We start from the raw sequence: 26,587 nt of genomic DNA on the forward strand, positions 1-26,587 counted from the left end.
ACACGGGGCGGGGACGGCACATGGGCGAGGCGATCAGTGAGGCGGAACTGGCCGCCTTCCACCAGGTCGTGGGCAAGCTGCGCGAACTGCCCGTCGACGACCCCGTACGGCTGTCCGCCGAGCAGGTCGCCGCCTCCTTCGCCCGCGACGGACGGCTGCGGCGGCGCAAGGCCCGGGGTGCCGAGGCGTCCGCCGCCGACGCGCGGACCATGGCGGCGACGGCGACCGGCGCCCCCGAACGGCGCGAGGACGCGCCGCTGACCCCGGCGGCCGGCACGTCCGGTGTCTTTCGCAAGCCCCGCACCTGCTACGTCTGCAAGGCGCCCTACCGCGAGGTCGACTCCTTCTACCACCGGCTGTGCCCGTCGTGCGCCGCCGACAACACGGCCCGCCGCGCGCTGAGCTGTGACCTCTCCGGTCGCCGCGCGCTGCTCACCGGCGGCCGAGTGAAGATCGGCTTCCAGCTGGCCCTGATGATGCTGCGGGACGGCGCCGAACTGCTGGTCACCTCCCGGTTCCCGTACGACACCGTGCGCCGCTTCCGGGCCGAGCCGGGCAGCGAGAAGTGGCTCGACCGACTGACCGTGCTCGCCGTGGACCTGCGTGATCCCCGCCAAGTGCTCGGCCTGTGCGAGGAGTTGCGGCGCGAGGGCGAGCCACTGGACATCCTCGTCAACAACGCCGCCCAGACGGTGCGCAGACCGCCGGAGTCGTACGCGCTGCTCGCGGGCGGTGAGTACGACGCGCTGCCCGAGGGCGCCCGGCAGGCGCCCGGGTTCACGCCGATGCGGATGCTGGCGAGCGGCGCCGCGTCCCTGCCCGTCGCCCTGCGCGAAGCCGACGAGGCCGGGCTGCTGCCCGACCCGTCCCCGGAGAACTCCTGGTCGGCCCGGCTCGGCGCGCTCGACCCGGCCGAGGTCCTGGAGACCCAGCTCGTCAACGCCCTCGCCCCGGCGCTGCTGTGCGACCGGCTGCTGCCACTGCTGCTGGCGTCCCCGCGGCCACGTCGGTACGTGGTCAACGTGACCGCCGTCGAGGGCCGCTTCGCCGTCCGCAACAAGATGGCGGGGCATCCGCACACCAACATGGCCAAGGCCGCCCTCAACATGCTCACCCGCACCAGCGCCGCCGAACTCGCCGACCAGGGCGTGCACATGTGCGCCGTCGACACCGGTTGGATCACGGACGAGAACCCGGCGCCGAAGAAGGCGCGGATGGCGCGGGCCGGGTTCCGGACGCCGCTGGACATCGTGGACGGGGCGGCCCGGGTGTACGACCCGATCGTGCGCGGCGAGGCAGGGGAGCCCGTGTCCGGGGTGTTCCTCAAGGACTACCAGGAGGCGGAGTGGTGAGTCAGGAGACGAGCGGCTTCGCCGGGGTGCCGTCCGTCGTGCCGCGCCCGGTCGCCGAACTGGGCCCGCTGCTGGACTGGTTGAGGGCCGGACGGCCGGCCGGAGAACGGCTCGACTTCCCGGCCGGTACGGCACTGCCCGACGGGCGCCTCGACCTGTGCAAGCAGGAACTGGGCGCCGAGGGGGCGTCCTTGGTCGCTCAGGCGCTGGGGGACGGCCCGACACCGGTACGGCATCTGCTGCTCGGGACCGACGGCCTTGGCGATGCCGGGGCCGAGGTGGTGGCGGGGGCTAGTGCCGAGGTCGAGACGCTCTACCTCGGCTGCAACGGGATCACCGCGGGCGGCGCCTGCCGGATCGCCGACCAGCTGCGGGCCTCGCCGCAGGTCGTCACCGGGGTGTGGCTCAAACGCAATCCGCTGGGTTCCGGTGGTGGCCGGGCCGCGGCGGAACTCATCGAGTCGGCGCGGTCGTTGCGCACCCTCGACCTCGTCCAGACCGGTCTCGACGCGACCGCCGCCGCCGTCCTCGCCGACGCGCTGTCGGCCGCCGCGGACAACGGACGCCGCGTCGAGCGGCTCTTCGTCGGCGGGAACCCGCTGGGCGAGGCGGGCGCGGCGGCGCTCGGAGTGGTGGTCGCCGATGGCGCGATCGACGAACTGTACATGTCCGCGGCCCGGTTGGGGGACGCGGGCGCCCTCCGTCTCGCCGACGCGCTGGAGCGGGCGCCGTACGGGCGGCTCACCCGGCTCGCGGTCGCCAGCAACGGCATCGGGCCACAGGCCGCCGCCCGGCTCGTGACGGCGGCGACCACCGCGGGCGTCACCCTGCTGGACCTCGGCCGGGTGCGCGCGGCGGCGGTGCTCGGCGCGGCGGACAACCGCATCGACCTGGCAGCCTCCGGCACGATCGCCCACACCCTGGCGACCGCCGAGCACCGCCTGACCCACCTCGTCCTCACCCACACCGGCATGCGCAGCCGCGAGGCCCACCGACTCCTCGACACCGCGCCCCACGCCGTCACCGCCACCCGCTTCGTCCTCGGCCAGGGCATCGCGGCCAGCGTCAAACGACGCCTGGAGACGCACAGCGCCCACCTGCCGCGGCCGGCGGTCCCGGCCGACGTGGCCGCCGTCCGGAGCGTGCACCGCACAGCCCCGCCTGACGCCTGACGCCTACTGTCTCCGCATCCCCAGGAAGACCTCCGTCCAGAAGCGCTGCTGCCGCTCCGACGCCCCCACCAGATACGTCGCCCGCAGCTTGGCCGGCAGCAGTGCCACCAGGCGGGCCACCACCGCGCGGTGCTTCTTCAGCTGGGACAGTTCCGCGTTGGCGAGGATCTGGTGGACCACGTCCGTGTCGTTGCCGCCCTCCTCGGACCGCTCGGCCGCGCGGCGCAGCCGAGCCTCCCAGGCGTCCGCGTCGCGGGCCAGCTCCCGCAGACCGGTGACCTCACGGCCCCTCAGCCGGTCGAGGAGCGCGGTGAGCGGCACGGGCGCGTACTCTCCGTCGCCGAGATACACCGTGCCCATCTCCAGCGGCAGCCCGCGCCGGTGCAGCTTGATGAGCCGCTCCAGGGTGCGCTTGGTGATCCAGGCACGGCCGTCGTCGTCTATGTCGTGCTTCCACCACTCCAGGACCGTCTCGGCGTCCGCGCCGTAACGGGCCAGCAGCCACTCGTTGGCCGGGATGTCCTGCGGATCGACCTCCAGGGAGGCCGTGAAACGCGTCGCCTGCGCGATGTTGTTCCGCGACACCAGCAGCTTGCGGCCCAGATGGTACGGCGGGTTCTGCACCGCGATCTGCGCCCGCAGGTTCTCGATCCGCCGCCCCGCGAGCGACCACTCCTGGGTGATCTCCATCAGCTTGGCGAACGCCGCCTTGTCCTTGGGCCGGTTGTACTCGTCCCACACGATGGCCTTGGGCTCGGGGCCGGTGAAGTGGGCGGCGAGGAGGTGGTCGAGGGTGCCGTCGGCCGACGGGACCGGCGCGCACAGGTCCTCGACGTTCGTCACCGGCAGCGAGAAGTACAGCGGCTCCCGGCCGAGACCGGCCCGCACCGTCTCCCGCACCAGTTCCGTCTTGCCGCACCCGGGCGGGCCCTGGAGCAGCACCGTCCAGCGGTTGCGCAGGGCGGCGCGCAGCACCTGTCGCACCGGGTCGGGAATCGTCGACGGGTTGGCCACGCCCACCGCCTCGGCGATCCGGTCGAGGATCTCGTGCGTACGGTTCTGCCCCGGCTTTCCGTCCGGACCCGGCTCGGCGAGGCGCAGCCGGTCGCCGTCGACCAAGGGGAGGCCCCAGCGCAGCGGGAAGCCCTCCTTGGCGTTGGCGAGGACATGGTCGAGTGTGCGCGGGGACAGCAGTTCGCGCAGGGCGGGGGAGAGGGACGCCCACAGCGAGAACACCGGACGCAGGTCCCACGGGCGGTACTTGGCCGCCAGATGCCGGCGCCACGAGGTGTCGTTGGCCGTGATCCGCAGCGTGACCATACGGTCCAGGAGCGCGAGGTCGCCGCGCCGGGCCGACGTCTCCGTCAGCGACTCGTTGTCGGTGAGGAAGACGCCGACGCAGCCCAGCGCGCGCAGGTCGTGCTCGCCCAGCGTCCAGTTGCAGGCGATCTGCATCAGCTGCGACTGGATCGTGTCGCCCGCCTGGAGCGAGTCGTCGATCAGCAGCACGAACGGCGTGCCCGGCTTCAGCTGGCTCATCACCAGCTGGCGCAGCACCAGTTCACCGGTGTACGGGTCGCGCACCGGCGCGTTGACGAGCAGGTCGTCCGGCGTCAGGTTCGCCGCCGGGACGTACACCAGGGTGGTGTCCGGACGGGCGTGGGCGAGGTGGGAGAAGAACGTCGCCGTCTTGCCGATGCCGTGCTCGCCGAAGATCTGGCCCGTCTGCCCCATGTCGATCATCGCGTCGATGAACGACTCGAGCCGGGAGGCGGTCAACTTCTCGGTGTCCGTGGTCATTTACCGTGATCCTGTGGTGACGCGATGGCAGTCCATCGCCGGTGTGTGCGTCTCTGGCCACTCACTGCCGCCCTCCGTGATCAGCCAGATCCATTTCTCCGGCTCGGCGGGCGTGATCGGTGGCGCGTATCCGTCCGTCAGCATCACGACGGCGTCCGGCGTGACGTCGAAACGCCGGCCGTTGACCTCCGTACGCCCCTCCACGTAGTCCGCGACCACCTGGAAGCTCGTGCCGCCCCCGCCGTAGACCCGCTCGCCGGGCGCGAAGGGCATCACCACCGCGTCGAAGGACAGCCAGTGCGCCTCCACCCCGTCGATGCGGCCCACGAGTTCGGTGAGCCAGGTGATCACATGCTGCGGCATCGAGCCGGACGTGTCGTACGCGACGACCAGCACCTTGTCCCGCACCGGGCCGCGCCGCGCCAGCATCGGGTCCTGGCCGAGCGCGGCGAGCAGCGCACCCCGCTTCTTCGGGTACACCAGCCGCTCGCCCTCGCGCAGCCTGGAACCGAGGACGTCGACCAGCCAGCGCTGCCACCAGTGGACCGTCCGCGTGCGCGTGGTCTCGCCCCGCAGCACGCCCGCGCCCAGCTGCCCCCAGATCCGCGCCGCGCGTGCGCCGCAGTCCTCGGTGCGGCCCATGAGGTCCAGCAACTCCCGCTCCGCGCCCGCGTGTCCGCGCCGGGCCGCCAGCAGGGAGTTGAGCAGCGCCGAGGACGTCACCGCGTCGACGGTCTCCTGGTCGGCCGGGACGAGGTCGCCCCCCAGGTGCACACACAGCCGCCGCTGCGGCACCGGTGGACGGTGCATCCGCTTCAGCTCGCCGTACACCCGCAGGTCCGTCTCGGTGAACGTCTCGTACGGGACGGGCTCCAGGCCGTGCTCGGTCAGGTCCGCGCGGTACCGCTCGTACACCGCGCGCGGGTCGACGCCCGTCGGCCGGCCGTCCAGGAGGGGGAGTTCGTCGCGGCGGAGCCGGACCAGGGCCACGTGGTTGATGGACACCTCGGCCGCCAGCTCGAAGACCGGGTCGGCCCGCAGCTCCGGGTCGGCGAAGAGATGGCGGTGCACCAGATGGCGTGCCTCGTGGAACAGGACGAACTTCACGCCGTCCAGGCCGAGTCCGGCGAAGAAGTCCGGGTTGAACAGCAGCAGACACGTCCCGTCGCCGGACGCCACCACGGCCGCCGTGTCGATCGCGGTCGTCGGGATCTGGTGGTGGCACTTGGCGTACAGCCAGGACGCCACCGCCGACTCCGTCAGCCCGAAGTCCAGCAGGGCCGCCTCCTTGAGCCGGCGTGCCTGCGCCACGACCGCCGGATCCGCCGGGCGGTACCCCTCCAGCGCCCGGCGGTCGGCGAGGTCGACCACCGGGGGACGCCGCCCCCGCTCCCCGTACGCCATGTCCTGCCCCCGTACCGAATGTGCCCCCGTGGCTCATTGGTACCAGGACCCACTGACATCGGGCCAAGGCATTACGATCTGGCGTCAAGGGCGGGGCCGTAGCGCAGAGGCAGGCGCACTGGTCTCCAAAACCGGAAACACGCTGGTTCGAATCCAGCCGCCCCGCCCCCCTGCGGTCACGCGACGGCACCCGCCGTGACGATCAGTTCCGGTGTGTTCCCGTGGAACGTCTCCGCCAGCTGGACCAGCACCGCCCACGCTTCCTCACGGTCGCCCAAGTGCTCCTCGACGAGCGGGCGCAGGGCGGCCTCGGCCTCCTTCAGCCGCGCCGGGAACAACAGCCGCCCCATCGACAGCACTTCAAGGACCCGTAGGGCGGGGCCCTCGGAGGCCACGTAGTCGGCGGCGCTCTCGAACACGCCCGCCTGGCGCAGGCGGTGGGTGAACTTGGCGTGGGTGCCGAAGCCCGCCCGTACCGACGGCGGGCAGTCCGGGCGTACGTTGAGCGCCCAGCGCGCGTAGCCGGGCAGCGGACGTTCGCGGTCCGCCGCGCCGACCGTCGCCCAGTCGGCGCGCGTCAGGACCATGGACGCCGCGGCGCGTCCCTGGTGCACCGTGGTGACCTGGCGCAGCGCGCCGACGAGACCATGGCGGGCGTAGCTCTCGGGAATCTCGGGTTCCTGCCCCGGCAGGGTCACGTCGACCGGCAGGGGATCGACACGACCGGCCGCGAAGGGCACTCCGCGCGCGATGGCGCGGCGCAGACCGGAGTCGGTCGGGATGTGCCGCCACACCAGGGCGTTGAGCTGCGGGTCGTCGTTCTCCATGATCCACAGCGCCACGGAGGCCTCAAGGCCGCGGGCCCAGGTCCACGCGCGCGTGACGCGTCCCCGGGCCTGCGCGGGGGTCTCGGGCTCCGGCAGGCCGGTCCGGGCCCGGATCCGTACGGCGGTCTCCTCGTCGACGAGGCCGAGCAGGAACGCGACCGACCTCTCCGCCCTGGTGTTCTCTCGCATGGCGGCATGATGCCGCCGGTCAGGGGCGGACCGCACCGGAAAATCGACGGCCGCCCCTGCTGTGATCAGCCCGCCGCGCGTGCCGCCATCCGCGCCTTGCGCGCCGCGAGCTTCGCGTCGAACTTCGAAGCCTCCGCGTCCAGAGCACCCATGAACAGGCCGAGTTCCTCCTGGGCCTGCTGTCCCTCGGGGCCGAGGCCGTCGATCTCCATGATCTTCAGGAAGCGCAGCACGGGCTGGATGACGTCGTCGTGGTGGATGCGCAGGTTGTAGACCTCGCCGATGGCCATCTGCGCGGCGAAGCGCTCGAAGCCGGGCATGCCGTGGCCGGGCATGCGGAAGTTGACGACGACGTCCCGGACGGCCTGCATGGTCAGGTCGGGGGCGAGCTCGAACGCGGCCTTCAGGAGGTTGCGGTAGAAGACCATGTGGAGGTTCTCGTCGGTCGCGATGCGCGCCAGCATGCGGTCGCAGACCGGGTCGCCGGACTGGTGGCCGGTGTTGCGGTGCGAGATACGGGTCGCGAGTTCCTGGAAGGCGACATAGGCGACCGAGTGCAGCATCGAGTGACGGTTGTCCGACTCGAAGCCCTCGCTCATGTGGGCCATGCGGAACGCTTCCAGCTTGTCCGGGTCCACCGCGCGCGAGGCGAGCAGGTAGTCGCGCATCACGATGCCGTGCCGGCCCTCCTCGGCGGTCCAGCGGTGCACCCAGGTGCCCCAGGCGCCGTCGCGGCCGAAGAGCGAGGCGATCTCGTGGTGGTAGCTGGGGAGGTTGTCCTCGGTGAGGAGGTTCACGACGAGCGCGATGCGGCCGATCTCGGTGACCTTGGACTGCTCCTTGTCCCAGGCCTCGCCGTCCTCGAAGAAGCCCGGGAAGTTGCGGCCGTCGCTCCATGGCACGTACTCGTGCGGCATCCAGTCCTTGGTGACCTTCAGATGCCGGTTGAGCTCGGTCTCGACCACTTCCTCCAACGCGTACAACAGCTTGGCGTCGGTCCAGACGGCGGGGCTGCCGAGGTGAGGGGAAGTGATCGTCACGGGAACTCCAGGGGGACGCGTAACAAAGCGGGGGAAAGCCGGGTGACCGGCGAGCGGTTGCCGGAACCTACGAGAGCGTAGGCTACGAACCCGTAGGTTACGAAGCCGTAGGTTAAGCGCGATGTAAAGATCCCTGATCAGCCAGTGTTCCCAAGGGTTTCGGAGGCCTGTGCAAAAGCCCCAGGACCCGCAGGTCCCAGGGCCGAACGGTTGATCCGTTCACTCGTCAGGCATACAACTCCCGGACGCGGACCGAGAGGCATGTCACACACCCCTCCAGCTTCTCGAACTCGCTGATGTCGACCACGACCGGGTCGTGGCCGAGGTCGGCCAGCAGGTCGGCGGTCTTCGGCGCGCTCGCCGATATCAGCAGCTTGTGACCGCCGAGGAGCACGACGTGACCGCCCGCCTCCTCCGGCACGGACAGGAAGCGCGGGAAGAGGGACGGGCGGTCCACCTTCGGGATGTTCCCGAGGACCGTCCCGTCCGGCAGCGCTGTCACCGCCGACTTCAGATGCAGCACCTTGCTCACCGGCACGGCGACGACCCGCGCCCCGAGCGGCTCGAAGGCGGCCCGCAGCTGCTGGACGCCCGCCGCGTTGGTACGGCCGCCGCGGCCGACGTAGATCGTGTCGCCGACCTTGAGGACGTCACCGCCGTCCAGGGTGCCCGGCTCCCAGATCCAGTTCACCGAGCAGCCCAGCGAGGCCACGGCCTCCTCGACCCCGGCGGTCTCCTCGCGCCGTGACTCGGCGCCGGGCCGGGTGATCAGGGCGACGTTCTTGTACATGACCACCGTGTCCTCGACGAACACCGAGTCCGGGCAGTCGTCGGCCGGTTCCACCTCGATCGTCTCCCAGCCGTGGGCACGCAGGGCCTCGGCGTACGCCTCCCACTGCTCGACCGCGAGATCGACGTCGACCTTCTCGCGCTCGAGGTGCGTCACCAGGCCTTCGGCGAGGCGCGGGCTGGGGCGGCGGATGAGGGCCTTCTTGCTGGGCACGAGGAAACTCCGTAACGGCGGCAGGTGGCGGCGCCCCGGAAAAGCGGCGCCGGTCAGCCATCATGCAGGGCGGGCCCGCGCGCACAAAACCCCCGATGCGAGGCTGTGGCCCTCCTGAGATACGCGGCGGTAACCACGGCCGGGAGGGGCCCGTCGGCGATCTCGGTCGTCCCGAAGATCACCGACGGCGCCCCTGCGCCTAGGCCAGGTCCGCGAGCGCCTCGGGCGAGGTCTCCCGCAGCTCACCGTCCAGCAGCAGCCAGCGCGTGATGCCGATCGACTCCAGGAACGGCAGGTCGTGGCCGGCCACGATCAGCGCCCCCTCGTACGACTCCAGCGCACTCGTCAGCTGCCGCACGCTCGCCATGTCGAGGTTGTTCGTCGGCTCGTCCAGCATCAGCAGCTGCGGGGCCGGCTCCGCCAGCATCAGTGCCGCGAGCGTCGCCCGGAAGCGCTCGCCGCCGGACAGCGTCGCCGCCTTCTGGTCGGCCCGGGCGCCCCGGAACAGGAAGCGGGCCAGCCGCGCCCGCACCCGGTTGTTGGTGGCGTCCGGCGCGAACCGGGCCACGTTCTCCGCGACCGACAGCTCACCGTCGAGCACGTCGAGCCGTTGCGGCAGGAACCGCAGTGGCACGTGCGCGTGCGTCTCGCCGGACACCGGCGCCAACTCCCCGGCGATCGTGCGCAGCAGCGTCGTCTTGCCCGCGCCGTTTCGCCCGATCAGCGCGACCCGCTCGGGACCGCGCAGATCGAAGCCGCCCCGCAGGCGCGCGCCGTAGGCCAGTTCCAGGTCCATCAGGGTCAGCACGTCACGCCCCGGCGGCACGGCCGTGTACGGCAGGTCGACACGGATCTCGTCGTCGTCCCGTACGGCGTCCACCGCCTCGTCGAGGCGGTCCTTGGCCTCGGCGAGCTTCTCCTCGTGCATGATGCGGTGCTTGCCCGCCGAGACCTGCGCCGAGCGCTTCTTCAGTTTCATCACCGCCCTGGGCTCGCGCTTGTTGTCGTACATCTTGTTGGCGTACCGCGTGCGTTGCGCCAACTTCGAGTGCGCGTCGACGAGTTCACGCTTCTGCCGCTTCAGGTCGGCCTCCGCGACCCGCACCATCCGTTCCGCCGCCTCCTGTTCGGTGGTGAGAGCCGCCTCATAGGCGGAGAAGTTGCCGCCGTACCAGGTGACCTCTCCGGAGCGCAGATCGGCGATCTGGTCGACGAGGTCGAGGAGTTCACGGTCGTGGCTGACGACGACCAGCACGCCGGACCAGGACGCGACGGCCGCGTACAGCCGCCTGCGCGCGTACAGGTCGAGGTTGTTGGTCGGCTCGTCCAGGAGCAGCACGTCCGGCCGGTGCAGCAGCAGCGCGGCCAGCCGCAGCAGCACCGACTCGCCGCCCGAGACCTCGCCGACCGTGCGGTCCAGGCCGATGCGGTCGAGGCCGAGTTCGCCGAGCGTGGCCAGGGCGCGTTCCTCCACGTCCCAGTCGTCGCCGACGGTCTCGAAGTGCTCCTCGGCCACGTCGCCCGCCTCGATGGCGTGCAGGGCGGCCCGCTGTGCGGCGATGCCGAGCACCTCGTCGATCCGCAGCGCGGTGTCGAGCGTGACGTTCTGCGGCAGATACCCGACCTCGCCGGCGACGCGGACGGCGCCGTCGGCCGGCGTGAGGTCACCGGCGATCAGCTTCAACAGGGTGGACTTCCCGGACCCGTTGACGCCGACGAGGCCGGTACGGCCGGGACCGAAGGCGATGTCGAGGTCGTCGAAGACGGGGGTGCCGTCGGGCCAGGCGAAGGCGAGGGACGTGACGGACAGGGAAGAGGACATGCGGGCCTCGCGGTTGCTTGATGCGGTCAGGGGCACACGCGTATCGAGAACACCTGCGACCACAGGGGAGGCTCCGCGGGCGGCGGAGGGGCAAGAGAAAAGCCCCTGCACCGAAGGATGGCTCGCACGCCGAGGTCGCACGCAGCGCACACACCACAGAGATGTGTGACGCGGTGTCTCAAGACCTCAGAGGAGCAACGTCCTTCTCCGATCGACGGCAGCAGAAGCGTTCTACACCGTAGGAGCAGGCCTGCGGACGGTCAACCGAATTAACCTGGATCCCGATCTCGAGGAGGCCCCGTGCCCGACGGTTCGCTGTCCCTGCCCGCCCGGCTCTGTCTACTGGCCTGGGACACCACCAGAAACGAGCTCACCGGCGAGCCGCACCTCCACCACCTGGTGCGGGCCGGTGCCCTCACCGAGCTGGCCCAGCGCGAGCTCCTCGTCGACGACGACGGCATCGCCACCCCGGCCGACATGGACTCCCGCACCGGGGACGCCGTCCTCGACGGGCTCCTGGAACTCGTCAGGGAGTCCCGGCCGCACCACTGGCGCGGCTGGGTGCCGCTGCACGCGCGCGTGACGCTCGACGCCGTACGGGAGCAGCTGGCCGCCGAGGGGTACCTCCGCGCGGAGAAGCGGCGGGTCCTCGCGCTCTTCCCGACCGTCGAGTACGCCCTGGAGCGCGTCGCCGCCGCGGACGCGCTGCGCGAGCGGGCCCGGCAGGTCCTCGAAGGGCCGGTACCGGCGGCGGAGGTCTCCGACCGCGACGCGGCGCTCGTCACCCTGGCCGCCGCGGCCGAACTCCGCACGCTGGTGCCGCGCGAGGAGCGCGGCCTGCACAAGGACCGCCTGGCGGAGCTGGCCGAGCGGAGCGGGGCGGCGGGGCCGGCGATGCGGAAGGTGGGGGAGGAACTGCGGGCGGCGCTGACGAGCGCGGCCGCGCCGGCCGGGGCGTGAGCCCTTCGGTGCCGCACGTTGATGTCGATTTCCTGCCAGCCCCGCCCCACCCCCGGCTGCTTGAGTGAGCGGCATGACGAAGCAGCCCTCACTCCGCGATCGAGCCCTCGCCTTCCACGCCCTGCACATCCCCGGACGTCCGGTGATCCTGCCGAACGCCTGGGACACGGCGAGCGCCCGGATCGTCGAGGACACCGGGGCCGCGGCCGTCGCGACCACCAGCGCGGGGCTCGCCTGGGGCCTCGGCGCGGCGGACGGCGACCGGGTGGACCGGGAGCGGGCCCTCGGGGTCGTCGCGGACATCGCCGCCGCCGTGGACGTACCGGTCAGCGCGGACGTCGAGAGCGGCTTCGCCGTCGACCCGGAGGGCGTCGCCGACACGATCCGCGCGGTCCTCGCGGCGGGCGCGGTCGGCGTGAACATCGAGGACGCCCTCTACGAGGAGGGCGCGGGACCGCTGCGGGACGTCAGTGAACAGGCCGAGCGGATCGCCGCCGCGCGCGCCGCCGCCGACGCGGCGGACGTGCCGCTGTTCGTCAACGCCCGCGTCGACACGTTCCTGCGGGGAGCCGGGGGAGTGGACCGCACCCTGGAGCGGGCCGCCGCCTTCCGGGCCGCGGGCGCCGACGGGATCTTCGTCCCCGGGGCCGTCGACCCGGGAACCGTGAAGGAGCTCGTCGACGGTGTCGACGGCCCCCTGAACATCATGGTCGGCCCCGGCGCCCCACCGGTCGCCGAACTGGCGGCGCTCGGCGTCGCGCGCGTGAGCTCGGGCGCGGGCATCCCGATGGCCGTGCACGCCCTGGTGCGCCGCGCCGCGCGGGAGCTGCTGGACACGGGCACGTACGCGTCGCTGGCCGACGGGTACGACTACGGCGGGCTCAACGCCCTGCTGGGCGGGGAGCGTCGGCGACCGACGACAACGCGGCAGATGGGCGTGCCAAGCCCCGCGGTCCCGGGATGATCCGAAAGACACGGCCTAGCTCAGCAGGCGTCCCGCATCAGCTCGGCCAGCTGGTGGTCCAGGTCGAGCTGGAGATGCTCCAGGCCGACGGGCACCAGCTCGGCCGTCGCCTCCAGGAAACGCCGCAGCTCGCCCGAGCGGACATGCACGACGGCGGTGCCCTCGGGGGCGTGGAACTCCAGGACGGTGCGGTCGTAGCCGTACGGCCGGACGCGGACGTCGCCGTGGCCCTCGGGGTCCTTCATGCCGGCGGCGAGGAGTTCGCGGGAGAACGTCCAGCAGACGTCCACGCCCTCCAGAGTGGCCGGGGCGGGGAAGGTCATGCGGACGGCGAACGGATCACGCCGGTCGTAGTGGAGTGTGGCGGGAATGCTCGGCATCCGCGGTGCGGCGGCGACGAGGCGGGCCTCTACGGGCTGCTCGATGACGGTGGACAACGCCTTGCTCCCTTGTGACGGCGGACTGACGGCTGTGCTGACTTCCGGGTGGATGGGGCCGGCTACTGGAAGAGACGTCGGAATCGGCCCATCCGTGCACACCGGAATCGAGTGACCTCGGTCACCGCCTTTCATGCACAGGAGTGACGCGGCCGTCTTCCCGTGTCGCGACGGGCACTTGGGGCGACCAGGACCCCATCTGGACGCCCACGCGTGCGTGGGCTAGCTTCGCCCGCCATGAGGCGCTTGGGGAACACGCGAGGAACGCGACGGACGAGACGTACGAGCCGCACGATGCGCACCGGGACCAGGGTGGCCGCGGGGGTGGCGTGCGCGGCGGCGCTGGCCGCGCTCACGGCCGTACCCGCCCAGGCGCACGAACCGCGGCACCGGGCACCGCACTGGGAGCTGAAGGACAGCGGCACCCCCGACGTACGGTTCCGGGGCCTGTCCGCCGTCAGCCGTACGACCGCCTGGGTGTCCGGCACCCAGGGCACCGTCCTGCGCACCACCTACGGCGGCGCGAGCTGGCGGAACGTATCGCCGCCCGGCGCGGAGGAGCTCCAGTTCCGGGACATCGAGGCCTTCGACGCGCGGCGGGCGGTGGTCCTCGCGATCGGCGAGGGCGAGGCGTCCCGGGTGTACCGCACCGACGACGGCGGGGTCACCTGGACGGAGTCCTTCCGCAACACCGACGCGCGGGCCTTCTACGACTGCCTCACCTTCCTCGACGCCCGGCACGGCCTCGCGATGAGCGACCCCGTGGACGGGAGGTTCCGCATCCTGTCGACGAGCGACGGCGGACGCTCCTGGAAGGTGCTGCCGAGCGAGGGCATGCCGGCCGCGCTGGACGGCGAGGCCGGGTTCGCCGCGAGCGGCCAGTGCCTGGTCGGCTCCGGTCCGAAGGACGTCTGGCTCGCCACCGGCGGAGCGGCACGCGCGCGCGTGCTCCACTCCTCGGACCGCGGCCTGACCTGGACGGCCACCGACACCCCGATCCCCGCGGGAGACCCGGCCAAGGGCGTCTTCGCGCTCGCCTTCCGCGACCGTGCCCACGGTCTCGCGGTGGGCGGCGACTACCGCGCGGACCAGACGTCCCCGCGGGCGGGCGCGGTGACGAGGGACGGCGGCCGCACCTGGCAGCCCGCCGCCACACCCCCGCCCGCCTACCGCTCCGGCGTCGCCTGGCTCCCGCACAGCCGCACCGCCGCCCTCGCGGTCGGCCCCACCGGCACCGACCTGACGACCGACGGCGGCCGCACCTGGCGCACGGTCGACACGGGCTCGTACGACACCGTGGCCTGCACCCCCGACCTGGGCTGCTGGGCGGCCGGCGAGAAGGGGCGGGTGGCCCGGCTGGAGAGCTGAGCGCGGATGTGGGTACCCGGTGGCCGCAGGCGAAAGGACTGTGAGGGCGAGAGGAGTGAGCGCACATGCCACGCGGTTCCAGTCCCAAGCGGGAGCGGCAGTACGAGCACATCAAGGAGAGCGCGAAGGACCGGGGCGAGAGCACCGAGCGCGCCGAGGAGATCGCCGCGCGCACGGTCAACAAGGAACGCGCCCGCTCCGGGGAGTCCAAGACCGCGAGCCGCACCTCCACGCAGGACATGTCGTCCGGCAAACGGGGCGGACAGCGGTCCGGCAAGGGCTCCCAGGGCCAGACCTACGACCAGCTCTACGCGGAGGCCAAGCGCCGCAACATCAGCGGGCGTTCGGACATGAACAAGAGCCAGCTGAAGCAGGCGCTCGGCGCGAAGGGCTGACCGGAGCCCGCGGCGGGGTGCGTACGCTCGTCGTCATCATGACGACCGTACGCATTCCCGCGGGCTGGCCCGCGACCGAGGACGAAGCCCGTGCCGTACAGGACGAGTTGCGCACGAGGGTGGTGCTGGACGAGCCGGGCCCGCCGCCCGGGACCGGCCGGGTGACCGGCGTCGACGTGGCCTACGACGACGAGCGGGACGTCGTCGTGGCCGCGGCGGTCGTCCTGGACGCGGCGACCCTGGAGGTAGTCGCGGAGTCCACGGCCGTCGGCCACGTCTCCTTCCCGTACGTCCCCGGCCTGCTCGCCTTCCGCGAGATCCCCACGGTGCTGGCCGCCCTGTCCTGCCTCCCCTGCCCACCCGGCCTGATCGTCTGCGACGGCTACGGCCGCGCCCACCCCCGCCGCTTCGGCCTCGCCAGCCACCTGGGCGTCCTCATGGACCTCCCCACGATCGGCGTCGCGAAGAACCCCTTCACGTTCACCTACGACGACCCGGCCACCCCACGCGGCAGCACCACCCCCCTCCTGGCCGACACCGAGGAGGTGGGCCGCGCCGTCCGCACCCGCGACTCCGTCAAGCCGGTCTTCGTCTCCGTCGGCCACCGCGTCACGCTGCCCGACGCCATCGCCCACACCCTGGCCCTCACCCCCGCGTACCGCCTCCCGGAGACGACCCGCCGCGCGGACGCACTGTGCCGAAAGGCGTTGAAGGAGGCGACGCGGGTCAGGAACCCGCAGGCCGAACGGGACGTACAGGACGCCGGAGATCGAGGCGGTGGTGCGGATGGCGGGTGACCCCGAGGCGCACGCGCGCGTGGAGGACGTACTCGGTTGCTGAGTACGGGAACTGAGTATCTGTACGGATGTGGACACGGTCGCGTGATCGGCAGGCTGTGGCGCATGACGACGCACCGTATGCCCCGCCACCGCTCCCCGAAGCCCCTCGCCGACCCGAACCGGCCCGTCGAGCGGGCCGTGATGGCCGGGCTCATCCTCGCTGTGCTGGCAGGGCTCGCGTGGATCTGCGGGATGATCTACACGGTGGCCACCTGGCCGCTGTAGGGCGCGCCCGGCAATTCGCTTGTCGGTGCTTCCGGCGCCCGGCTAGCTTGCCGAGGGTGGATCTCTTCGCGCGCTCCTGGACTGCGTTGCGCACGGCCGTCGCCGACCTGCCGGACCAGGACTTCGAGCAGCCGTCCGGCTGTGCCGGGTGGCTGGTGCGGGACCTCGTGTGCCATCTGGTCATCGACGCCCAGGACGTGCTGATCACGCTCGTCACGCCGGCCGACTCGGAACCCACCGCCGACGCCGTGACCTACTGGCACGTCGCCGACGAGGCGCCCACCGGGGACGACCCGCTCGACGCGCTCGTCGTCCGGCTCGCCGCCGCGTACGAGGAGGTGGGCCTGCTCAGGTTCCACCTCGACGACGTCGGTTCCGCCGCCGGCCGCGCGGCCGAACTCGCCGACCCCGCCGCCCTGGTGAGCACCCAGGACATGGTCCTCACCGTGGGCGACTACCTCGACGCCTACGTCCTGGAGTGGACGCTGCACCACCTCGATCTGATCGCCCGCCTCCCGGGCACGCCCGGACCGCCGAGCGAGGGGCTGGCGCGGTCCCGCGCGCTGCTGGAGCAGATCGCCGGGACCGCGTTCCCCACCTCGTTCACCGACCCGGACGCCCTGCTCGTCGGCACCGGCCGCCGTCCCCCGACGGACGCGGAGCGGGCCGGACTCGGCGAGCTGGCGGCGAAACTGCCGCTCGTCCTCGGCTGAGACGCCGGCTCTACCTGCTCCGCGCCACCCGGAACACGATCCCCGCCGCCCGCAGCCGCTCGATCAGCGCGTCGCCCATCGCCACCGCCGTGGTGACCTGCCCGGCCGTCGCCGGAAGATCGTCGAAGGCGAGGCAGAGCGCCGCCTCGGCGAACATCTTCGCCGTCTCGTCGTAGCCCGGGTCCCCGCCCGTGACCTCGGTGAAGACCTGTCGGCCGCCCCCCTCGCCCACGAACCGCACCGAGAACCAGCTCCTCGCCCGCTTCTCCGCGCTCGGCCCGTCCCCGGGCTTGAGCCGGTCGGACAACCAGCGCCGCGCGGGCGGCACCTGGGCCGCCGTGAACAGCGCACCGACCCCCACCACCCCGCCGAGAGCGATCGGCAGCCGCCGTACGGCCGCGTAGTGGCGGTAGCGGAAGTCGGGGCCGTAACGTTCCAGCGCCCTGGCCGAGCGGACCACGATCTGCGCGTCGATCGTCGGCAGCGGCAGCGCCCAGGCGCCGACCTCCCCGGCGTACCGCGGCGCGCCGTTGGGCGTCGTGGCCCGCCGCCCCACGAGCCGCGGCTCGTGCCGCCTGCGGTCCCGCGCGGCGGCCAGCATCTGCCGACCGCGCGCGAACTGGTTCAGCGCCGAGGCGAACGTACCGCCGGAGAACGTCGCGTCCGCCGTCACGAACCCGTCCACCCGCAGCGGCACCCCCTCCGGCAGCTGCCGCACCGTGAAGTACGCGCCCAGGTCGTGCGGCACCGAGTCGAAACCGCACGCGTGCACAAGACGCGCCCCGGTCTCCCGCGCGCGTGCGTCATGGCGGACGTACATCAGGTCCACGAACTCCGGCTCGCCGGTGAGGTCGAGATAGTCCGCGCCCGTCTCGGCGCAGGCGGCGACCAGCTCCTCGCCGTAGGTCACGTAGGGGCCCACCGTCGTGGCCACCACGCGCGCGTGCTCGGCGAGCGCCCGCAGCGAGGCCGGATCGGCCACGTCGGCCCGCAGTACCCCGATCTCCGCGCCGCCGGGCAGCCGCTTCCGCAGCGCTTCGAGCTTCTCCTCGCTGCGGCCGGCGATCGCCCAGCGCAGCCCTTCGGGGGCGTGCACGGCGAGGTACTCGGCGGTGAGCGTCCCCACGAAACCCGTCGCTCCGAAGAGCACGATGTCGTACGGACGGTCCGCCCTGTTCAGCCTGCTCATGACACCCCTCGTCCCGCATCACGCGCCGTTGTCGGTGGCCGAGGCTAGCGTGACCGGGGAAGTGCACGGACAGTGACCCATCGGTAAATTGGCTAAGCGCTTGCTCGTTCAGGTCTTGTGTCCGATGGATCGGGTTCTTAGCATCACTGGTGTTACATCAGTTGTGTCACGCCCTTCGGGGCAGGACGACATGGGGGCTGGATGACCACGGCAACGACGCCAGGGCAGGGCCCGCTGACCGGCGTACGCGTGCTCGAACTCGCCGGCATCGGACCGGGCCCGTTCGCCGCCATGCTCCTGGCCGACCTCGGCGCCGACGTCGTCCGGGTGGACCGGCCCGGCGGACCGGGACTGGCGATCGACCCGGCGTACGACGTCACCAACCGCAACAAGCGCTCGGTGGTCGTCGACCTCAAGGCCCCCGACGGCGCCGCGCGCGTCCTGGACCTCGCCGCCCGCGCCGACATCCTCGTCGAGGGCTACCGCCCCGGCGTCGCCGAGCGGCTGGGCGTCGGCCCCGAGGCCTGCCACGCCCGCAACGCCGGGCTCGTCTACGGTCGGATGACCGGGTGGGGCCAGGAGGGGCCGCTCGCCCGGCGGGCCGGGCACGACATCGCCTACATCGCCCTCACGGGCACCCTCGGCATGATCGGCGACCCAGGCCGGCCCCCGGCCGTCCCCGCCAACCTCCTCGGCGACTACGCGGGCGGCTCCCTGTACCTCGTCGTCGGCGTCCTCGCCGCCCTCCACCACGCGCGCGCGACCGGCGTCGGACAGGTCGTCGACGCCGCCATCGTCGACGGCACCTCCCACCTCGCCGCGATGATCCACGGCATGGTCGCGGCGGGCGGCTGGCAGGACCGGCGCGGCGCCAACCTCCTCGACGGCGGCTGCCCGTACTACGGCACCTACGAGACCGCCGACGGCCGGTACATGGCCGTCGGCGCCCTGGAGCCGCAGTTCTACGACGAGTTCGTACGCGTTCTCGGCATCCCCGAGCATGCCGAGGCCCGCAAGGACTGGACCCGCTGGGGCGACCTGCGCGAGGCCGTCGCCGCCCGCTTCAAGTCCCGTACCCGGGACGAATGGACGGCCGCCTTCGACGGCACCGACGCCTGCGTGGCGCCCGTCCTGTCGCTGACCGAGGCCCCGCACCACCCGCACCTGGCCGCCCGCGGCACCTTCACCGACCACGGCGGCCTGACCCAGCCCGCCCCGGCACCCCGCTTCTCGGCGACCCCGACGACCGTCCGCAGCGGCCCGGCGCAGCCCGGCGCCGACACCGAGGACGTGGCCCGCGACTGGGACGTGCCGGGACTCTCGAAAGACGTGAACCGATGACGGGCCGGCATCCGATGAAGGGGCAGAAGCCCATGAACGGCCAGAAATCCATGAAAGGCCTCGACACAGAATGAAGCGGCAGATCTTCACCCCCGAGCACGACGCGTTCCGCGACACCGTGCGCGCCTTCCTGGACCGGGAGGTGCTGCCGCACTACGCGCAGTGGGAGAAGGACGGCATCGTCTCCCGCGACGCCTGGCGCGCGGCCGGCAAGCAGGGCCTGCTCGGACTCGCCGTGCCCGAGGAGTACGGCGGAGGCGGCACCGCCGACTTCCGTTACGCCGCGGTCCTCGCCGAGGAGTTCACGCGCGCGGGCGCCCCCGGTCTCGCCCTCGGCCTGCACAACGACATCATCGGCCCGTATCTGACCGGCCTGGCCACCGACGAGCAGCGCCGGCGCTGGCTGCCCGGCTTCTGCGACGGCACACTGATCACCGCCATCGCCATGACCGAGCCCGGCGCGGGCTCCGACCTCCAGGGCATCCGCACGAACGCGGAGGACCGCGGCGACCACTGGATCCTCAACGGCTCCAAGACGTTCATCTCCAACGGCATCCTCGCCGACCTGGTGATCGTCGTCGCGAGGACCACCCCGCAGGGCGGTGCCCACGGCCTGTCCCTGCTGGTCGTCGAGCGCGGCGCGGAAGGCTTCGAGCGGGGCCGCAACCTCGACAAGATCGGCCAGAAGGCGCAGGACACGGCCGAGCTGTTCTTCCACGACGTGCACGTGCCCAAGGAGAACCTCCTCGGCGAGCTCAACGGCGCCTTCCTCCACCTGATGACGAACCTCGCCCAGGAGCGCCTCAGCATCGCCGTCGCCGCGATCGCCGCCGCCGAGCACCTCCTGGAGATCACCACGGAGTACGTCAAGGAGCGCGAGGCCTTCGGCCGGCCCCTCGCCACCAAGCAGCACATCCGGTTCGAGATAGCCGAGATGGCCACCGAGTGCGCCGTCACCCGCACGTTCCTCGACCGCTGCATCGAGGATCACTCGAACGGGGAACTCGACGCCGTCCACGCGTCCATGGCCAAGTGGTGGGCGACCGAACTGCAGAAGCGGGTCGCCGACCGGTGCCTGCAACTGCACGGGGGCTACGGCTACATGAGCGAACATCCCGTCGCCCGGGCCTTCACCGACGGCCGTATCCAGACCATCTACGGCGGTACGACCGAGATCATGAAGGAGATCATCGGCCGTTCCCTGCTGGGCTGACCCTCACCCTCGACCACCCCGAAAGGCCACTCTGTGAGCACCGAAGCGTACGTGTACGACGCGATCCGCACCCCGCGCGGCCGCGGCAAGGCGAACGGCGCCCTGCACGGCACCAAGCCCATCGACCTGGTCGTCGGACTCATCCACGAGATCCGCGACCGCTTCCCGGGCCTCGACCCGGCCGCGATCGACGACATCGTCCTCGGTGTGGTCGGCCCGGTCGGCGACCAGGGCTCCGACATCGCCCGCATCGCCGCCATCGCCGCCGGACTGCCGGACACGGTCGCGGGCGTGCAGGAGAACCGCTTCTGTGCCTCGGGTCTTGAGGCCGTCAACATGGCGGCGATGAAGGTCCGCTCCGGCTGGGAGGACCTCGTCCTCGCGGGCGGCGTCGAGTCGATGTCCCGGGTGCCGATGGCCTCCGACGGCGGCGCCTGGTTCAACGACCCGATGACCAACCTCGCCGTGAACTTCGTGCCGCAGGGCATCGGCGCCGACCTCATCGCCACCATCGAGGGCTTCTCACGACGCGATGTCGACGAGTACGCGGCCCTGTCGCAGGAGCGCGCGGCCACCGCCATGAAGGAGGGCCGCTTCGAGCGGTCCGTCGTCCCCGTCACGGACCGCAGCGGCCTCGTCGTCCTGGACCACGACGAGTTCCCGCGTCCCGGCACCACCGCCGACTCCCTCGCCAAGCTCAAGCCGTCCTTCGCGGACATCGGCGAACTGGGCGGCTTCGACGCGGTGGCCCTCCAGAAGTACCACTGGGTCGAGAAGATCGACCACGTCCACCACGCCGGCAACTCCTCCGGCATCGTCGACGGCGCCTCCCTGGTCGCCATCGGCTCCAAGGAGGTCGGCGAGCGTCACGGCCTCACCCCGCGCGCGCGGATCATCTCCGCGGCCGTCTCCGGCTCCGAGCCCACCATCATGCTCACCGGCCCCGCCCCGGCCACCCGCAAGGCCCTCGCCAAGGCCGGGCTGACCATCGACGACATCGACCTCGTCGAGATCAACGAGGCCTTCGCGGCAGTCGTCCTGCGCTTCGCGCGGGACATGGGCCTGTCCCTGGACAAGGTCAACGTCAACGGCGGCGCCATCGCGCTCGGCCACCCCCTCGGCGCCACCGGCGCCATGATCCTCGGCTCGCTCATCGACGAACTGGAGCGCCAGGACAAGCGGTACGGCCTCGCCACGCTCTGCGTGGGCGGTGGCATGGGCATCGCCACCATCGTCGAGCGCATCTGACCCCCCTCCCGACGGACACGACGGATCACACGGAGCACCTCCACATGAGCACTCAGTCCACGACCATCCGCTGGGAGCAGGACCGCGACGGCGTCGTCACGCTCGTCCTCGACGACCCCGACCAGTCCGCGAACACCATGAACCAGGCGTTCCGCGACTCCCTCGCGTACGTCACCGACCGCCTGGAGGCCGAGAAGGACTCCATCCGCGGCATCATCTTCACCTCCGCCAAGAAGACGTTCTTCGCCGGCGGCGACCTGCGCGACCTCATCCGGGTCACCCCGGAGACCGCGCAGGAGCTCTTCGAGGGCGGCCTGGCCATCAAGCGGAACCTGCGCCGCATCGAGACCCTCGGCAAGCCGGTCGTCGCCGCGATGAACGGCGCCGCCCTCGGCGGCGGTTACGAGATCGCCCTCGCCTGCCACCACCGCGTCGCCCTCGACGCGCCGGGCTCCAAGATCGGCTGCCCCGAGGTCACCCTCGGTCTGCTCCCGGGCGGCGGCGGTGTGGCCCGCACGGTCCGCCTCCTCGGCATCACCGACGCCCTGCTGAAGGTGCTGCTCCAGGGCACCCAGTACAGCCCGCAGCGCGCCCTGGACAACGGCCTGGTCCACGAGGTGGCCGCCACCCAGGAGGAGATGCTCGCCAAGGCACGCGCGTTCATCGAGGCCAACCCCTCGTCGCAGCAGCCCTGGGACAAGCCCGGCTACCGCATCCCCGGCGGCACCCCCGCCAACCCCAAGTTCGCGGCCAACCTGCCCGCCTTCCCGGCCAACCTGCGCAAGCAGACCAACGGCGCGCCCTATCCGGCGCCGCGCAACATCCTCGCCGCCGCGGTGGAGGGCGCCCAGGTCGACTTCGAGACGGCCCAGGTCATCGAGGCGCGCTACTTCGTCGAACTGGCCGCCGGCCAGACCTCGAAGAACATGATCCAGGCGTTCTTCTTCGACCTCCAGGCCGTCAACTCCGGCGCCAACCGCCCCAAGGGCATCGCCCCGCGCAAGGTCACCAAGGTCGCCGTACTCGGTGCCGGGATGATGGGTGCGGGCATCGCCTACTCGTGCGCCCGCGCGGGCATCGACGTCGTCCTCAAGGACGTGTCGGCTCAGGCCGCGGCCAAGGGCAAGGCCTACTCCGAGAAGCTCTGCGCGAAGGCGGTCTCCAGGGGCCGTACCACCCAGGAGAAGGCCGACGCGCTGCTGGCCCGGATCACGCCCACGGCCGATCCGCAGGACGTGGCCGGCTGCGACGCGGTGATCGAAGCCGTCTTCGAGAACCCCGAACTCAAGCACAAGGTCTTCCAGGAGATCCAGCACATCGTCGAGCCCGACGCGCTGCTGTGCTCCAACACCTCCACCCTCCCGATCACAGCCCTCGCCGAAGGTGTGGAGCGCCAGACCGACTTCATCGGGCTGCACTTCTTCTCGCCCGTCGACAAGATGCCGCTCGTCGAGATCATCAAGGGCGACCGGACCGGGGAGGAGGCGCTGGCCCGCGCCTTCGACCTGGTCCGGCAGATCAAGAAGACACCGATCGTCGTCAACGACTCGCGGGGCTTCTTCACCTCCCGGGTCATCGGCCACTTCATCAACGAGGGCGTCGCGATGGTCGGCGAGGGCATCGAGCCCGCCTCGGTCGAACAGGCGGCGGCACAGGCGGGCTACCCGGCGAAGGTCCTGTCCCTGATGGACGAACTGACGCTCACCCTCCCGCGCAAGATCCGCAACGAGTCCAAGCGGGCCGTCGAGGAGGCGGGCGGCACCTGGCCGACGCACCCCGCCGAGGCGGTCATCGACCGGATGGTGGACGAGTTCGACCGCCCGGGACGCAGCGGCGGCGCCGGCTTCTACGACTACGACGACAGCGGCAAGCGCGCCGGACTGTGGCCGGGCCTGCGCGAGCACTTCACCCGCGAGGGCTCGGAGATCCCGTTCAGGGACATGCAGGAACGCATGCTCTTCTCCGAGGCCCTCGACACGGTGAAGCTCCTGGAGGAGGGCGTCCTCACATCCGTCGCCGACGCCAACATCGGCTCCATCTTCGGTATCGGCTTCCCGGGCTGGACGGGCGGAGTCCTCCAGTACATCAACGGCTACGAGGGCGGCCTGGCCGGCTTCGTGGCCCGCGCGCGTGAACTCGCCGAGCGCTACGGCGACCGCTTCACTCCGCCGGCGCTGCTGGTGGAGAAGGCGGAGAAGGGAGAGACGTTCACCGACGCCCGGTGACGTACCGCTGAGCGACACGCCCCGCTTGCTCCTCCGGCCCCCCGGCGAAGACGCTGACCTGCGACCCGGTCCCCGTCCCCACCGAGGAGCCCCCATGGCAGCCCGTCCCGCCCTCGCCTTTCTGGACATCCTCCGCGGCGAGGGCGTGGACCGGATCTTCGGAAACCCCGGCACCACCGAACTCCCGTTCCTGGCCGCCCTGTCGGAGACCGAGGACGCCCCCGAGTACGTCCTCGGCGTGCACGAGGGCGCCGTCGTCGCCATGGCCGACGGATACGCCCGCGCCACCGGCAGGCCCGCCTTCGTCAGCCTGCATGTCGCCGCCGGCCTCGCCAACGGTCTCATCGGTCTCCTCAACACCCGCCGCTCCCGCACCCCGCTCGTCGTCATCGCGGGCCAGCAGGACCGCCGCCACCTCCAGCAGGACCCGATGCTCTCCGGCGACCTCGTCGCCCTGGCGACCCCCGCGGTGAAAGCGGCCTACGACGTCCAGCACGCCCGCGACCTCCCGCTGGCGCTCCGCCGCGCCTTCGCCCTCGCCGTACGCCCGCCCGCGGGGCCGGTGTTCCTCTCCATCCCCATGGACCTGTTCGCGGAAAACACGGAGGTCGAGGTCCCCGCCCGCACCCCGACCCCACCGCTCGGCCCGGCCCCGGGCATCGAGCGCGCGGCCGTCCTGCTCGGCGACGGCGCCCGCCCCGCGATCGTCGCCGGGGACGGCGTCGGCCGCGAGGACGCCGTCGCGGCACTGGTCAGGGTGGCGGAGGCCTGCGGGGCGACCGTGCACCACCAGCCCATGGCCGACTGGCTCGACTTCCCGACCACGCACCCCCTGTACGCCGGGATGCTGCCACCCCGCCACGACGCCATCCGTGCCGCGCTCGAACCCCACGACGTGGTGCTGATCGCCGGGGCGCACGCCTTCACCCCCCACCACTACACCCCCGGCCCCGCCCTGCCGCCCGGCCTCACCGTCGTCCAGGTCGACTCCGACCCGGACGAGATCGGCCGCAACTTCCCCGCCGACACCGGACTGGTCGGCGCCCTCGCCCCGTCGCTGCACCGCCTCGCCGACCTGTTGCGCGAGCGCGTACCCGACCACACCGCCAAGGCCCGCGTCCTGCGGGCCGGCCAACAGCACACCGCCGACCGCGACCGCGCCGAGTCCGCCGCCCGCGCCGCCTGTTCACCGGCCCCCCTCGCCCCTTGGGCCGCCGCCCACGCCGTCGCCCGGGGTCTGCCGCCCGACGCCGTCGTCGTCGAAGAGGCCATCACCGTGGGGCTGTTGCTCCGTCGACTCCTACGACTCGAACGCCCGGGCAGTTACACCCACACCGTCGGCGGCGGACTCGGCTGGGGCATCGGCGCAGCCGTCGGCCGCGCGCTCGCAGAGCCAGGGCGCCCTGTGGTGGCCGTACTCGGCGACGGCTGCACCCTGTTCGGGCTCCAGGGACTGTGGAGCGCCGCACATCAGCGGACCCCCGTCCTGTTCGTGGTGATGAGCAACGGCGTCTACCGCACCCTCCAGGACACCTACACGGCGATGGACGGCCAGGGAGTCTGTCCCGGAACGGAGCTGGGCGCCCTGGACTTCACCCAGGCAGCCGCCTTCTTCGGGGTGGACGCCGTCCGCGCCGAGAGCGCGGACCATCTGCGGGAACTGGTGGCGGGCGCGGGGAAGTTGAGCGGCCCGCTCCTGGTCGACGTACCGCTGCGCGAATGATCCGCCACTCACCGCCACCCGCACCTTGTCACCCGGCCGCGCGGGGCACCACCATCGGTCCATGACGGACGGTCCGCTGCCCAAGTCGGTGCTCGCCCGGGGTGTCCTGCTGCTGCGCGCCTGCGGAGACTCCGGCACCGCGCTCACCCTCGCCGAACTCGCGCTGCGCACCGGCCTGCCCAAACCGACCGCGCACCGGCTGATCGGCGAGCTGGTCCGGCTCGGCCTGGTGGAACGGACCGTCGACGGCAGCTACCGCGTCGGCCTCGGCCTCTTCGTGCTCGGGCAGTCCGCGCCGTCCGTACGCGAGTTGCGCGACGCCGCCCTGCCCTACCTCGGCGATCTGCACCAGGCCACCCACGAGAACGTCCACCTCGCCGTCCCCGACGGCACCGACACCCTCTTCCTGGAGAAGGTCACCGGCCGCCGCGCCACCCCGATCGTCTCCCGCACCGGCGGCCGGCTGCCCGCCCACTGCACGGCCACGGGGAAGGTGTTCCTCGCGCAGGACCCCCGGCCACCGCACCGCACCCTGCTCCGTCTCACCCCCCGCACCCTCGTTCTGCCCGGTCAGCTCGCCCGTGACCTGGCCCTGACCCGGGCCCGCGGCTTCGGCGTCAACCTGGAGGAGGCCGAGATCGGCGTCTCGGCGGTCGCCGCCCCGATCTACGCCCAGGGCCGGGGATCCCGCCCGATCGCCGCGATCTCGGTGACCGGCTGGACGAGACGGCTGGACGTGGACCGGGTCGGAGCGAGAGTCTGCGCGGCGGCAAGAGCACTGACCCGCACACTGTCGGCCTGACGCGCACCACCCCCCGCCGGGCTGTCGCTGCTCTCGGCCTGGGGTGCGCTACTGCTTCGCCCGGTCGCCGCTGCTCTCGGCTGGCGTGTGCCGCCCCCCCGCCGGGCTGTCGCTGCTCTCGGCTGGTGTGTGCCGCCCCCCGCCGGGCTGTCGCGGCTCTCGGCTGGCGTGCGCCACTGCTTCGCCCGGCCGCCGCTGCTGCCGGCCTGGTGTGTGCCGCCCCCCGCCGGGCTGTCGCTGCTCTCGGCTGGCGTGCGCCACTGCTTCGCCCGGCCGCCGCTGCTGCCGGCCTGGTGTGTGCCGCCCCCCGCCGGGCTGTCGCTGCTCTCGGCTGGC

At 72.2% G+C, this 26,587-nt stretch carries 23 protein-coding genes and 1 tRNA gene; 16 read left to right on the forward strand and 8 right to left on the reverse strand.

From position 1 onward, the window contains the following. Positions 1-20 precede the first annotated feature (20 nt). Together ACIHIX_RS38065 and ACIHIX_RS38070 are read left to right on the forward strand one after the other, a co-directional pair. Positions 21-1,352 carry an SDR family NAD(P)-dependent oxidoreductase gene (locus ACIHIX_RS38065; protein WP_399964543.1) on the forward strand — a complete coding sequence of 444 codons (1,332 nt, stop codon included), beginning with the start codon at positions 21-23 and terminating at the stop codon, positions 1,350-1,352. Then, the gene (locus tag ACIHIX_RS38070; protein ID WP_399964545.1) at positions 1,349-2,524 is read left to right on the forward strand and encodes a ribonuclease inhibitor; all 1,176 of its coding nucleotides are present in this window, start codon (positions 1,349-1,351) and stop codon (positions 2,522-2,524) included. The genes ACIHIX_RS38065 and ACIHIX_RS38070 overlap by 4 nt, the downstream gene beginning before the upstream one ends. A 3-nt stretch (positions 2,525-2,527) precedes the next feature. Here ACIHIX_RS38070 and ACIHIX_RS38075 read toward each other — a convergent pair whose 3' ends face one another. Next, a complete protein-coding gene (locus ACIHIX_RS38075; RefSeq protein WP_399964547.1) occupies positions 2,528-4,324 on the reverse strand; it encodes an AAA family ATPase in 1,797 nt (598 codons plus the stop codon). Next, the gene (locus ACIHIX_RS38080) at positions 4,325-5,728 is read right to left on the reverse strand and encodes a hypothetical protein (RefSeq protein ID WP_399964549.1); all 1,404 of its coding nucleotides are present in this window, start codon (positions 5,726-5,728) and stop codon (positions 4,325-4,327) included. Positions 5,729-5,818: 90 nt separating this feature from the next. Between ACIHIX_RS38080 and ACIHIX_RS38085 the strand changes: the two genes are divergently transcribed. Continuing rightward, a tRNA-Trp gene (locus ACIHIX_RS38085) sits at positions 5,819-5,895 on the forward strand. A gap of 9 nt (positions 5,896-5,904) precedes the next feature. On the opposite strand, the gene ACIHIX_RS38090 is transcribed toward ACIHIX_RS38085, so the two are convergent. The 4 genes from ACIHIX_RS38090 to ACIHIX_RS38105 all read right to left on the reverse strand — a co-directional run bounded on the left by ACIHIX_RS38090 (position 5,905) and on the right by ACIHIX_RS38105 (position 10,609). Beyond that, positions 5,905-6,744 (reverse strand): hypothetical protein, encoded by an 840-nt coding sequence (locus tag ACIHIX_RS38090; RefSeq protein WP_399964551.1) that lies wholly within the window; start codon positions 6,742-6,744, stop codon positions 5,905-5,907. Between the two features lie 65 nt (positions 6,745-6,809). After that, positions 6,810-7,784 (reverse strand): acyl-ACP desaturase, encoded by a 975-nt coding sequence (locus tag ACIHIX_RS38095; protein ID WP_399964553.1) that lies wholly within the window; start codon positions 7,782-7,784, stop codon positions 6,810-6,812. 226 nt (positions 7,785-8,010) lie between these two features. Further along, positions 8,011-8,787, reverse strand: a complete 777-nt coding sequence (gene ddaH / locus ACIHIX_RS38100; protein WP_399964555.1) for a dimethylargininase — start codon at positions 8,785-8,787, stop codon at positions 8,011-8,013. A 199-nt stretch (positions 8,788-8,986) separates the two neighbouring features. Next, the gene (locus ACIHIX_RS38105; protein WP_399964557.1) at positions 8,987-10,609 is read right to left on the reverse strand and encodes an ABC-F family ATP-binding cassette domain-containing protein; all 1,623 of its coding nucleotides are present in this window, start codon (positions 10,607-10,609) and stop codon (positions 8,987-8,989) included. 300 nt (positions 10,610-10,909) lie between these two features. On the opposite strand from ACIHIX_RS38105, the gene ACIHIX_RS38110 reads away from it, so the two are divergent. Continuing rightward, positions 10,910-11,569, forward strand: a complete 660-nt coding sequence (locus tag ACIHIX_RS38110; protein ID WP_399964559.1) for a GPP34 family phosphoprotein — start codon at positions 10,910-10,912, stop codon at positions 11,567-11,569. 73 nt (positions 11,570-11,642) lie between these two features. Next, positions 11,643-12,533 (forward strand): isocitrate lyase/phosphoenolpyruvate mutase family protein, encoded by an 891-nt coding sequence (locus tag ACIHIX_RS38115; protein ID WP_399964561.1) that lies wholly within the window; start codon positions 11,643-11,645, stop codon positions 12,531-12,533. Positions 12,534-12,553: 20 nt separating this feature from the next. On the opposite strand, the gene ACIHIX_RS38120 is transcribed toward ACIHIX_RS38115, so the two are convergent. After that, complete coding sequence (locus ACIHIX_RS38120; protein ID WP_399964563.1) at positions 12,554-12,970, reverse strand: SsgA family sporulation/cell division regulator; 417 nt, start codon at positions 12,968-12,970, stop codon at positions 12,554-12,556. Between the two features lie 294 nt (positions 12,971-13,264). Between ACIHIX_RS38120 and ACIHIX_RS38125 the strand changes: the two genes are divergently transcribed. From ACIHIX_RS38125 to ACIHIX_RS38145, 5 genes are all read left to right on the forward strand, one after another. After that, positions 13,265-14,338: a WD40/YVTN/BNR-like repeat-containing protein gene (locus tag ACIHIX_RS38125; RefSeq protein ID WP_399964565.1), complete on the forward strand. Its 1,074-nt coding sequence runs from the start codon at positions 13,265-13,267 to the stop codon at positions 14,336-14,338. Between the two features lie 65 nt (positions 14,339-14,403). Continuing rightward, a complete protein-coding gene (locus ACIHIX_RS38130; protein WP_399964567.1) occupies positions 14,404-14,733 on the forward strand; it encodes a plasmid stabilization protein in 330 nt (109 codons plus the stop codon). Positions 14,734-14,771: 38 nt separating this feature from the next. Continuing rightward, complete coding sequence (locus ACIHIX_RS38135) at positions 14,772-15,530, forward strand: endonuclease V (RefSeq protein ID WP_399964569.1); 759 nt, start codon at positions 14,772-14,774, stop codon at positions 15,528-15,530. 120 nt (positions 15,531-15,650) lie between these two features. Further along, positions 15,651-15,797 (forward strand): morphogenic membrane protein MmpA, encoded by a 147-nt coding sequence (gene mmpA / locus ACIHIX_RS38140; protein ID WP_399964626.1) that lies wholly within the window; start codon positions 15,651-15,653, stop codon positions 15,795-15,797. Between the two features lie 56 nt (positions 15,798-15,853). Next, complete coding sequence (locus ACIHIX_RS38145; protein ID WP_399964571.1) at positions 15,854-16,510, forward strand: maleylpyruvate isomerase N-terminal domain-containing protein; 657 nt, start codon at positions 15,854-15,856, stop codon at positions 16,508-16,510. A 10-nt stretch (positions 16,511-16,520) separates the two neighbouring features. Here ACIHIX_RS38145 and ACIHIX_RS38150 read toward each other — a convergent pair whose 3' ends face one another. After that, positions 16,521-17,699 (reverse strand): saccharopine dehydrogenase family protein, encoded by a 1,179-nt coding sequence (locus ACIHIX_RS38150; RefSeq protein WP_399964573.1) that lies wholly within the window; start codon positions 17,697-17,699, stop codon positions 16,521-16,523. 201 nt (positions 17,700-17,900) lie between these two features. Here ACIHIX_RS38150 and ACIHIX_RS38155 point away from each other — a divergent pair, with 201 nt between their 5' ends. From ACIHIX_RS38155 to ACIHIX_RS38180, 6 genes are all read left to right on the forward strand, one after another. Next, positions 17,901-19,040, forward strand: a complete 1,140-nt coding sequence (locus tag ACIHIX_RS38155; protein WP_399964575.1) for a CaiB/BaiF CoA transferase family protein — start codon at positions 17,901-17,903, stop codon at positions 19,038-19,040. 70 nt (positions 19,041-19,110) lie between these two features. Continuing rightward, entirely contained in the window at positions 19,111-20,253 is a 1,143-nt protein-coding gene (locus tag ACIHIX_RS38160) for an acyl-CoA dehydrogenase family protein (protein WP_399964577.1), read from the forward strand. Between the two features lie 33 nt (positions 20,254-20,286). Then, positions 20,287-21,501, forward strand: coding sequence for an acetyl-CoA C-acetyltransferase (locus ACIHIX_RS38165; RefSeq protein WP_399964579.1), 1,215 nt, complete (start codon positions 20,287-20,289; stop codon positions 21,499-21,501). Positions 21,502-21,545: 44 nt separating this feature from the next. Beyond that, positions 21,546-23,726 carry a 3-hydroxyacyl-CoA dehydrogenase NAD-binding domain-containing protein gene (locus ACIHIX_RS38170; protein WP_399964581.1) on the forward strand — a complete coding sequence of 727 codons (2,181 nt, stop codon included), beginning with the start codon at positions 21,546-21,548 and terminating at the stop codon, positions 23,724-23,726. A gap of 94 nt (positions 23,727-23,820) precedes the next feature. Beyond that, the gene (locus ACIHIX_RS38175; RefSeq protein ID WP_399964583.1) at positions 23,821-25,449 is read left to right on the forward strand and encodes a thiamine pyrophosphate-binding protein; all 1,629 of its coding nucleotides are present in this window, start codon (positions 23,821-23,823) and stop codon (positions 25,447-25,449) included. Positions 25,450-25,510: 61 nt separating this feature from the next. Beyond that, the gene (locus ACIHIX_RS38180) at positions 25,511-26,251 is read left to right on the forward strand and encodes an IclR family transcriptional regulator (protein ID WP_399964585.1); all 741 of its coding nucleotides are present in this window, start codon (positions 25,511-25,513) and stop codon (positions 26,249-26,251) included. The last annotated feature ends 336 nt before the right edge of the window (positions 26,252-26,587 follow it).

The sequence above is a fragment of the Streptomyces sp. NPDC051913 genome (assembly GCF_044593635.1).
Classification (GTDB): Bacteria; Actinomycetota; Actinomycetes; order Streptomycetales; family Streptomycetaceae; genus Streptomyces.

Bases quoted from the DNA above. Each gene is read 5' to 3' on its own strand.
- ACIHIX_RS38065 (WP_399964543.1), top strand. From the start codon at position 21: ATGGGCGAGGCGATCAGTGAGGCGGAACTGGCCGCCTTCCACCAGGTC.
- ACIHIX_RS38075 (WP_399964547.1), bottom strand. From the start codon at position 4,324: ATGACCACGGACACCGAGAAGTTGACCGCCTCCCGGCTCGAGTCGTTC.
- ACIHIX_RS38080 (WP_399964549.1), bottom strand. From the start codon at position 5,728: ATGGCGTACGGGGAGCGGGGGCGGCGTCCCCCGGTGGTCGACCTCGCC.
- ACIHIX_RS38090 (WP_399964551.1), bottom strand. From the start codon at position 6,744: ATGCGAGAGAACACCAGGGCGGAGAGGTCGGTCGCGTTCCTGCTCGGC.
- ACIHIX_RS38105 (WP_399964557.1), bottom strand. From the start codon at position 10,609: ATGTCCTCTTCCCTGTCCGTCACGTCCCTCGCCTTCGCCTGGCCCGAC.
- ACIHIX_RS38115 (WP_399964561.1), top strand. From the start codon at position 11,643: ATGACGAAGCAGCCCTCACTCCGCGATCGAGCCCTCGCCTTCCACGCC.
- ACIHIX_RS38125 (WP_399964565.1), top strand. From the start codon at position 13,265: ATGCGCACCGGGACCAGGGTGGCCGCGGGGGTGGCGTGCGCGGCGGCG.
- ACIHIX_RS38130 (WP_399964567.1), top strand. From the start codon at position 14,404: ATGCCACGCGGTTCCAGTCCCAAGCGGGAGCGGCAGTACGAGCACATC.
- ACIHIX_RS38135 (WP_399964569.1), top strand. From the start codon at position 14,772: ATGACGACCGTACGCATTCCCGCGGGCTGGCCCGCGACCGAGGACGAA.
- mmpA (WP_399964626.1), top strand. From the start codon at position 15,651: ATGCCCCGCCACCGCTCCCCGAAGCCCCTCGCCGACCCGAACCGGCCC.
- ACIHIX_RS38150 (WP_399964573.1), bottom strand. From the start codon at position 17,699: ATGAGCAGGCTGAACAGGGCGGACCGTCCGTACGACATCGTGCTCTTC.
- ACIHIX_RS38155 (WP_399964575.1), top strand. From the start codon at position 17,901: ATGACCACGGCAACGACGCCAGGGCAGGGCCCGCTGACCGGCGTACGC.
- ACIHIX_RS38160 (WP_399964577.1), top strand. From the start codon at position 19,111: ATGAAGCGGCAGATCTTCACCCCCGAGCACGACGCGTTCCGCGACACC.
- ACIHIX_RS38170 (WP_399964581.1), top strand. From the start codon at position 21,546: ATGAGCACTCAGTCCACGACCATCCGCTGGGAGCAGGACCGCGACGGC.
- ACIHIX_RS38175 (WP_399964583.1), top strand. From the start codon at position 23,821: ATGGCAGCCCGTCCCGCCCTCGCCTTTCTGGACATCCTCCGCGGCGAG.
- ACIHIX_RS38180 (WP_399964585.1), top strand. From the start codon at position 25,511: ATGACGGACGGTCCGCTGCCCAAGTCGGTGCTCGCCCGGGGTGTCCTG.